A 7,807-nucleotide genomic window follows, 5' to 3' on the forward strand; every position below is an offset into this window, starting at 1 on the left:
CGGCAATTATTCTGTTCTCGAAGCAGATAGTTTGCATTGGGAAAATATTGTTGTGCGCGTGTACAATCATAATCTTGCGCAAGTATCCGTTCCATTAGCAGCACAAACAGGCGCAAAACTTTCGGTTAAAAGCGGCGACAATATACGCGTGCAATTTGTGAATAGTTATTTGGATAAGTCGCGATACCGCACTTTTACCGTTTCAACAGCGTTTGCCGAAAAATCGAAAGCGATAACTCCGAAAAATCCGATTCCAACGCTTGCAAATGTGCGCGATACTATCGTTAAGAAACTTGGGGGAATGATTCTCGGATTGGAACAAACGAATAAAGATTCCGCAAAACGTTACGGATGGATTACGTGGAAAAAAGGTTCGGATGTTGCGCAATTTTTCACCGCACCCCATACACTTCCCGCAAAACCGTTTGATTCGATTCGTGTTGCAGGAAAGAAATCAAAAGTTTTTGTCAAAGGATTGAAAGCGACGCGAAAAACATACGATAACAAACTTGCGGAACAAGTTGCGATGTTTAAACTGAATCTTTTTGCAAGTGCATTTGTTGTAACGCCCGAAGGATTTCACGATTTACTGTATAAAAAATCGAACAGCGTTTTTAACAATATGGTGCTGTTCGATATTGCCGATAGCGTTGATTATATCTTGACAAAATGGAAATTTGTTGAAAGCAATTTCGATTATGTTGCGTTACTCAATACGTTAATTGAATTAAATTCTTCGTTTGCTACGTCATTTGCAGATACTGATATTATTGCAACATCGCCATTGCAACTCGACGGCGATAAATTGCTTCGAACGGTGAACTATCTAAGAAAAGGACCATCTTCGCGTTCCGTTTCACCATTCTTTTTTCAAAACCGCAACCGCGACTATCTACCAGAAACATTTTCTTTGGAGCAAAACTATCCGAATCCTTTTAACCCGTTAACTGTTATTCGTTATTCGTTATCCGATAATAGTGCTGTAATGCTGAAAGTGTACGACATTCTTGGAAAAGAAGTTGTTACATTATTGAACAACGAAGAAACAGAAGCAGGTGAATATGAAATAAATTTCGATGCTACGAATTTACCAAGCGGTGTGTATTTCTATCGGTTAAGTGTTTCGCAAAATGGAATTTTGCGTTACAATGAGACGAAGAAACTTATGCTGATGAAATAAAAACAGCAGCATCATTTATACAACAAATCCCACACATCAAATAAACGTGTGGGATTTGTTTTTTGGAAATTGGTTGTACTATTATTTCATTTCATTAAAATCAATTTTTTCGTTTGAACGTATTCGCCGTTATTCACATTCAACCGATAGAAATACAATCCGCTGGGAAGGTGCGATGCAGTGAAAGTTTTTTGGTGAAATCCTGCTTGTTCCGTTCCGTTCGCAAGCGTTGCAACTTCATTTCCCAAAACATTAAATATTTTCAGCGTTACATACATTGTCTTCGGTAATGCAAATGATATCGTCGTTGTCGGATTGAACGGATTGGGAAAGTTTTGTTCGAGAGAAAAATCTTTCGGAAGTTGTTGAACGTTTCCATTGATGCTATTCGAAGGAAGTACAACAAGCGACAAAGTTTTTATTATCGTACGTTGTGTTGGGTCGTTGCTGGAAATAATTATCTGAGCAGTGTACGTTCCCGGCGAAATTGCTGTTGCTTGCGAAATTATTTCAACTTCTGCATTGCCGTTTTGTTCCAATGTTCCAAACGGAGAAACGAACGAAAGCCACGCTGTTTGCGCCGTATCAAGAACTGCAAAGTATAAAATTCCTGCACCTGTGTTAGAAATATGCAACAGCAATGAACTGCTATCACCTGCTTCAACCGTATCTCGCAACACGGAAGGCGATATACTAATATGCGGAGGAGGAGGAGCATTTACTTGAAGTTGAATTGCCGTTGTTAACGATGAGACCCCGTTGAACGAATATTGCAATTGTGCAAAATGTGTTCCCGGTTGTTTTGCCGCGAGCGCACGCACAGCAACAGATAATGATTCACCGCTTGCAACAGTAAATTCCATCGGCGTTTCCCGCATCCACGAAATTCCTCTTTCCGTTCCAACGATTCCGTGTCCAATATCGGGCGCAACATCAGGCGATGGATTTTGTTCTGTTCTTGTAAAAAGTGTTGCGATGTTCATATTTCCTTCGTCATTGAAATACATTGAACCGAGCGGAACGGAAAATTTTCCCGTAAGAACAGAATCTTTCGTAACGTTTAATAACAACGGCAAACCAACAAGCGAATCTGTTTCTGAATCAACGACGATAGCAAGCGGAAGTGAACCGATTCCCAACGATTCAGCAAGTTGCGTACTAAAAATGCACACAATTTCGAACTCAGAACCGACATCGCGCATCGGTAATCCGAAACCAAACGGAACCGGAAAATCTCCTGTTCCGAAATCTTGGTCTGTATCTACGGAAACAAATCCCAGCACGTTGCTATCGGGATTGGTCATTATAATTCGCATATCCATCAATGTTCCAATCGGTGGAGGTAAATTTCTCAACTGATAATCTATGCGAAGAACATCAACGCCGAGCAGGAGATTGTCGTTGCGATTGTCTTCAATGAGCGTTGTCCATGCTTTCTGAATTGTTCCTTCATTGGTTGAAAATGAAACCGGTTTGCGTTGCAGAATTTGTTGAGGAGAAATGTTTTCCTTTATACTTCCGACAATGTTTTTTTCTGAACAAGGAAACGAAAGAATTTCAACAGAATTATTTTCAGCAGACATCACGCTTTCTGCAATTGCAACAGTAACAGAATCCGAAGTGTTATTGAAAAACTGAAGTGTGCGTTCAAATTCGGTTCCAGGAATTCCACTGAAAGTAATCTCTTCGGGAGTAACAATCACAGTACTGTCCAAACTTTCGCGATAGCCGAGAATGCGGATATCATCAACATAAAAACCATCACGTTCTTCTCCCCCATCGGCGCGTGTGTGCAATCGTAATTTTATATTGCTACCAAGGAACGACGACAAATCAATTTCCTGCTTCACGAATGTAAGTCCCGGTGTGTAACCATCGTATCCAAAAGCATCGGAAGGTTGTGTTGCTGCGTCTCGTCCGCTTCCTTTTTGCATCAGTTTTGAACGTAAATATTTCCACGTGCTTCCGTTGTTTGTCGAAATTTCCACCGTTGCAAAATCCCACGACGGTTCCAAGGCAAAATACGTCCAGTATTCCAACTTCACATAATCGTACGTTGCAAGATTGAGCGGTGCATTAATAGTAAACGTTGCATTGACATTCGGTGGATAATTTCCGTTCGGGCTTTCCGTGAACGACGCAGGAGGTGAACGAAATTTTGTTGTTGTCGTATTCCATCCGCTTACGGCTGTCCAATTTCCAATGCCATTCGATGCGTTATCAGTAAATATCACTGTTGGAATTCCTATCGCTAATTGCACCGTATCGTTCCACACATATCCATTCAAGTCGGAAATGGAAATGACAAGCGGAAACGGAACTCCTTCCTTCGCATTCATTTGCACAACGCCGGAAAATATCAACAACGTATCAGTAATTGCCGGAATCTGTACTAATGTTTGCGACGGAACTGGAAACGTAATTTTTCCAGTTTGTTCCTGCAATGCAATTGTTACGTTAGTTCCTTTGGTTAATCCTTTATTTCTTACTGATACTTTGAACGCAAAATTTTCACCGCGTTCCAAAAACTGATTTTGATTTTCATCAACAATATCAAACGTTTTTAAGCGTGTTGTATTTCCCGCAACTTGTGCGAGATACTTATTTTGTCCCAAGTTTTCAATTGCAAGCGGAAATATTTCATCCGATGTGGGCCAAAAACCCGTGATGCCAACTTCCGGCGTCATTGTCCATGTGCGCGGTTTTGTCGTATCGCCGAACATATAATCATCGGAATTTCCGCGCGTGGAATAGTTCACCGTTTGCATATCCGTTCCGTTCGTGTAATTATTGAAATTCGTCATTTCGTACGCAATATCGCGATAGATAAGCGAATCGCTGTTTTCTTTCGAAAGATAACCGAACGGATAAATCAAATAATTTCCATACGTATGATAATTCAAACACGACTTGATATTATGCGTACGCATAAAATTATCAATCGCCTGATTTTCCGGTTCAGAAAACGGCGCGGTGCCGCGATACGTATCACTCGATGGCGAAGTGCTGGAACCTCCATTAGGCGCATCCCACATATACATCGGTCCGTAATTTCTATTCGGGTCCACGCCAAACGTACCGCCTTCATTGTTTCTTCTATTCTTTCGCCACATTCCGCCGCCGTTGGGATTTGTTGTTTGATTATATACATATCCGTCAGCATTCATTACGGGAATAAAAAACATTGCGCGATTATTGACTAAATACGTTGCTTCAGGATGTTCACCAAAATTTTCCAACAGCCACCACATATAATACATCAACGTCATCATTCCCTGCGGTTCTCTCGCATGATGGAGCGCAGTATATAATACCTGTGGTTCATTCGGCTCAAAACTATTCGGATTGTCGGATATTTTCACCATCCAAACTGCGCGCCCTTCGCGTGTTGTTCCAATGCTTTCGCGTGCAGTAATGACGTTAGGATACAAGAGCAACATTGTATCAAGTTGTTTCACAACTTCTGCAAACGTATAAAATCCTCCCATACTTCCGTAACCAAAACCAAGCGCATCAACAGGAAACGGAGCAATTCCTTGTTCGTATTGTTTAGCTAAATCGTCAACAGTAATCTGAAACGGAATATTTTTTTCTGCGAGTTGTTGCAATTCAAATTCGCCTGCAACAAATTCCATCTCGCCGCCGATTTTCCCCGTAACACCTTCGTAATCAATTCCCGTTGACCAAATTTGTTGCAATGTTGTTTTATCGGGAACAATAATTTTTACGCGCGAAAACTTTGGCGTTGGATTCTGTGGCTCACTCTTTGCGTGCGAAAACAGGAATAGGATGAAAAAAAAGGATAGAATAGTTGTCTTCTTCATAAAGAAAAATTGATAAATGTTGTAAAAATCTGCGGTCAAAATATGAAAAAAGAAGTGGATTTTATTTTTCTTTTTTGCTTTTTGACTTTCATTGCCTCACTTTTGTTGCACTTTAAACCGAAATACGAATTTTATTTTTCATTTTTCTTTTTTGAAAACTTGCAACACCTTTGTCGCAGAACCTCTTTGGTCGAGCGGAATTTCATATAACCATTTCGCATAATTCGTCAGCATCGTTTCCTTCGTTTGCAAATTTCCTTGTTCAATTTTCATTTCACTGAGGTTGTGAACTGGAATATCTCCTTTCGTTACCACTGCGATAAATTCCTCAAACGAACTTTTCTTTCCCGCTTCTGTTTCCAACGTTAATTGATAACTGTTGCTATGCGGAAATCTTAACGTATCGTTTGCTTTCAGAAAATTTTTCTTATCAATTGCATTCGGGAAAAGAACATTCAGCGAATCGTTGTGAACATAAAACAACGTCAAATATCCTTCGCGAGTTGAAGTAATTGTGAGTTGCACCGATTCATTTTCCTGATACGATTCTCTGTTTGCATCGAGTGTAACGTCAAATCCTGCATCGCGTTCTCCGAATTGTGTTGCAACGAGTGCTTCCAATATAACTTCGATTTTATACACATCGGAATTTTCTGTGAGCGGTTCTGCTTTTCCGACTTTCACGTTTCGTTCCTCCAGAATAATTCCTTTCGATGATGTTTCTGCAAACTTGCTGTAAAAATCAGTGAGTTGTTGATTCGTTTCCGTTTTTATCAACACGTCACTCGCACGAATATCAATCCCCGCTTGCTTCAATGCATTTGCTCGCGCATCATTGACTGCATCTCTGCGAATTTGTTTCGTATCTGTGCCTTCCGCATTACCTTTTCCAAAAATCCATTGCGGTGCTTTTTCATTTTGAGAATAAAGAATCTGAATGAACAAAATTACCAGAATAAAAGTTATCGTTTTCATTTTATATTTTTTATAGACCACAGATGACACGGATACAACAGATTTTTCACTGATTGAATTCGTGCTCATCCGCGTTTCATCAGTGTAATCCGTGGTTAATTTCCTCACTTCAACTTCACCACAACACTTTCCAACTTTCCGCTTACAACTGCCTTCTGCGGTCGTTGAAATTCTCGATTGGAATAATACGGCAAACCATCATTCTCGTCGTTGATGAATTGCTCCAACTCGCTTGCTGTTACTGTTCCATTATTTTTACTCGCTAATACTTGCAATCCTTTCAAGAAAAAATACGTGAACATTCCGTGCTTTTTTTCGGGATACCAGTTGGAAACCTGCTCTGCGCTTGACGATTGAAACAGCACAGCATTTTCATCCGCGAGCAAAACATTTTTCACTTTCAGCAATGCGGGACTTGCATTTTTCACGAGCGTTTGTCCGCTTCCCGATTGTCCGGAAAAACACGCATCAATCACGACAAACTTTTTCTTTGCGTTCAACGCTGCAATATCCGCATAAAACTCATTCATATTGTATGCGTTGTCTTTGTTCACAAAATTCGGGTTGCAATCGTAGGGAACAAAAAACGGCTCGTTGGTTTGCGTGCTCGGCGCTCCGTGTCCGCTGTAATAAATAAACACTTCCGACGAACCATCTTTCTTTAAATATGATGGAAGAATTTGCCGAATCAATGTTTTCATATTTCCAGCAGACATCACTTCGTCTTCGTTTTTCGGAAGAATATTTTCTGCATCGTAGCCAAGTGTTTTGATGAGGTACTCGCGGATAAATTGCGCATCGCGTTTTGCAAACTCCACTTTCGGAACGTTGGCGTTTGCATAATCAGAAATTGCAATCACGAGCGCAACAGCATTGGGATTTTTCTGTTTCGCTTCGGGAATGTTTTGTTCGATGTCAATGGAAAGTCCTGTGGAAATTTCGACCGAAGTTTTTTCTTTGCTCTCTTTTCCTTGCACCACAATTTCCTGCAACTTTTGTGTAACTTTGTTCAACTCCAACGGCAAGCGGTATTTTTCAAAACCGAATCGTCCATACTTTTCTGCAACGCTTACAAATACCGGCACACTCGTTGCGTTTTGATTTGCGAAAATAGAAAAGGAAATGTCGTTGTGTTCGCGGCTTTGCAGTTGGTCGAACTTGAAGTTCGACTTACTATCAGGCGTGAGAAAAACATTTTCACCGATAGAAACATTTGCCGTAAGGTCTTCCGCTTTTCCCGTTCCGGTATTTTGCAAACGCGCGGTTACGGTTACGAGTTCTCCTGCTTCAATTTTTCCGTTGCCGTTTGCATCTTGAATTCCCACGTCGGTGATTTGCAATTTCGGCGGTTCGAATGCTTTGGTAGAGAAAGTAATTTTTGACGGCGGCGGCGGAAATCCATTTGCTTCGGTGAACGTAAGCGTGAGCGAAACATCTTTCGTTCCCACATCGAGCGAAGCAGAAAGCGGAATAGAAATTTCTTTCGTTTCGTTGGGAGCAACATCGCCGATCAACATTTCTGATGGAAACGTAATGCCTTCAATTTTTTCAGGAGTAAGTTTTACAGAGAGATTGTATGCGCTCCCTTGTCCAGAGTTGGTGAGTTTGATGGAGAGATTTCCTTTTTCTGTCCCATCAAGAAATTTGTTTTGAGACGGTTCATAAAACACGACAGAACTTTCAATTATTGGTGGATATTTGGGTTCGGCTTTTACATTTTTAACTCCTTGCACCCACGACACTCCATTCATTAGAGTCCCGTTGTTAGAGTTTGGAGTTATATCATTTGCGATAATACCTGTTCCCTTATTAAAATTATAATATGCTA

4 protein-coding genes are annotated in these 7,807 nt (G+C 40.7%); 1 reads left to right on the top strand and 3 read right to left on the bottom strand.

The window, feature by feature from the left end; translation table 11 throughout:
- Positions 1 to 622 precede the first annotated feature (622 nt).
- A complete protein-coding gene (locus FJ218_10370) occupies positions 623 to 1,180 on the top strand; it encodes a T9SS type A sorting domain-containing protein (protein ID MBM4167305.1) in 558 nt (185 codons plus the stop codon).
- An 86-nt stretch (positions 1,181 to 1,266) separates the two neighbouring features.
- Here the strand turns inward: FJ218_10370 and FJ218_10375 are convergent, their stop codons facing one another.
- From FJ218_10375 to FJ218_10385, 3 genes are all read right to left on the bottom strand, one after another.
- Complete coding sequence (locus FJ218_10375; GenBank protein MBM4167306.1) at positions 1,267 to 5,004, bottom strand: T9SS type A sorting domain-containing protein; 3,738 nt, start codon at positions 5,002 to 5,004, stop codon at positions 1,267 to 1,269.
- A 138-nt stretch (positions 5,005 to 5,142) separates the two neighbouring features.
- A complete protein-coding gene (locus FJ218_10380) occupies positions 5,143 to 6,048 on the bottom strand; it encodes a DUF4384 domain-containing protein (protein MBM4167307.1) in 906 nt (301 codons plus the stop codon).
- A 35-nt stretch (positions 6,049 to 6,083) separates the two neighbouring features.
- Entirely contained in the window at positions 6,084 to 7,730 is a 1,647-nt protein-coding gene (locus FJ218_10385) for a hypothetical protein (GenBank protein MBM4167308.1), read from the bottom strand.
- Positions 7,731 to 7,807: the final 77 nt, after the last annotated feature.

The sequence above is a fragment of the Ignavibacteria bacterium genome (assembly GCA_016873775.1).
Lineage (GTDB): Bacteria > Bacteroidota > Ignavibacteria > UBA10030 > F1-140-MAGs086 > JAGXRH01.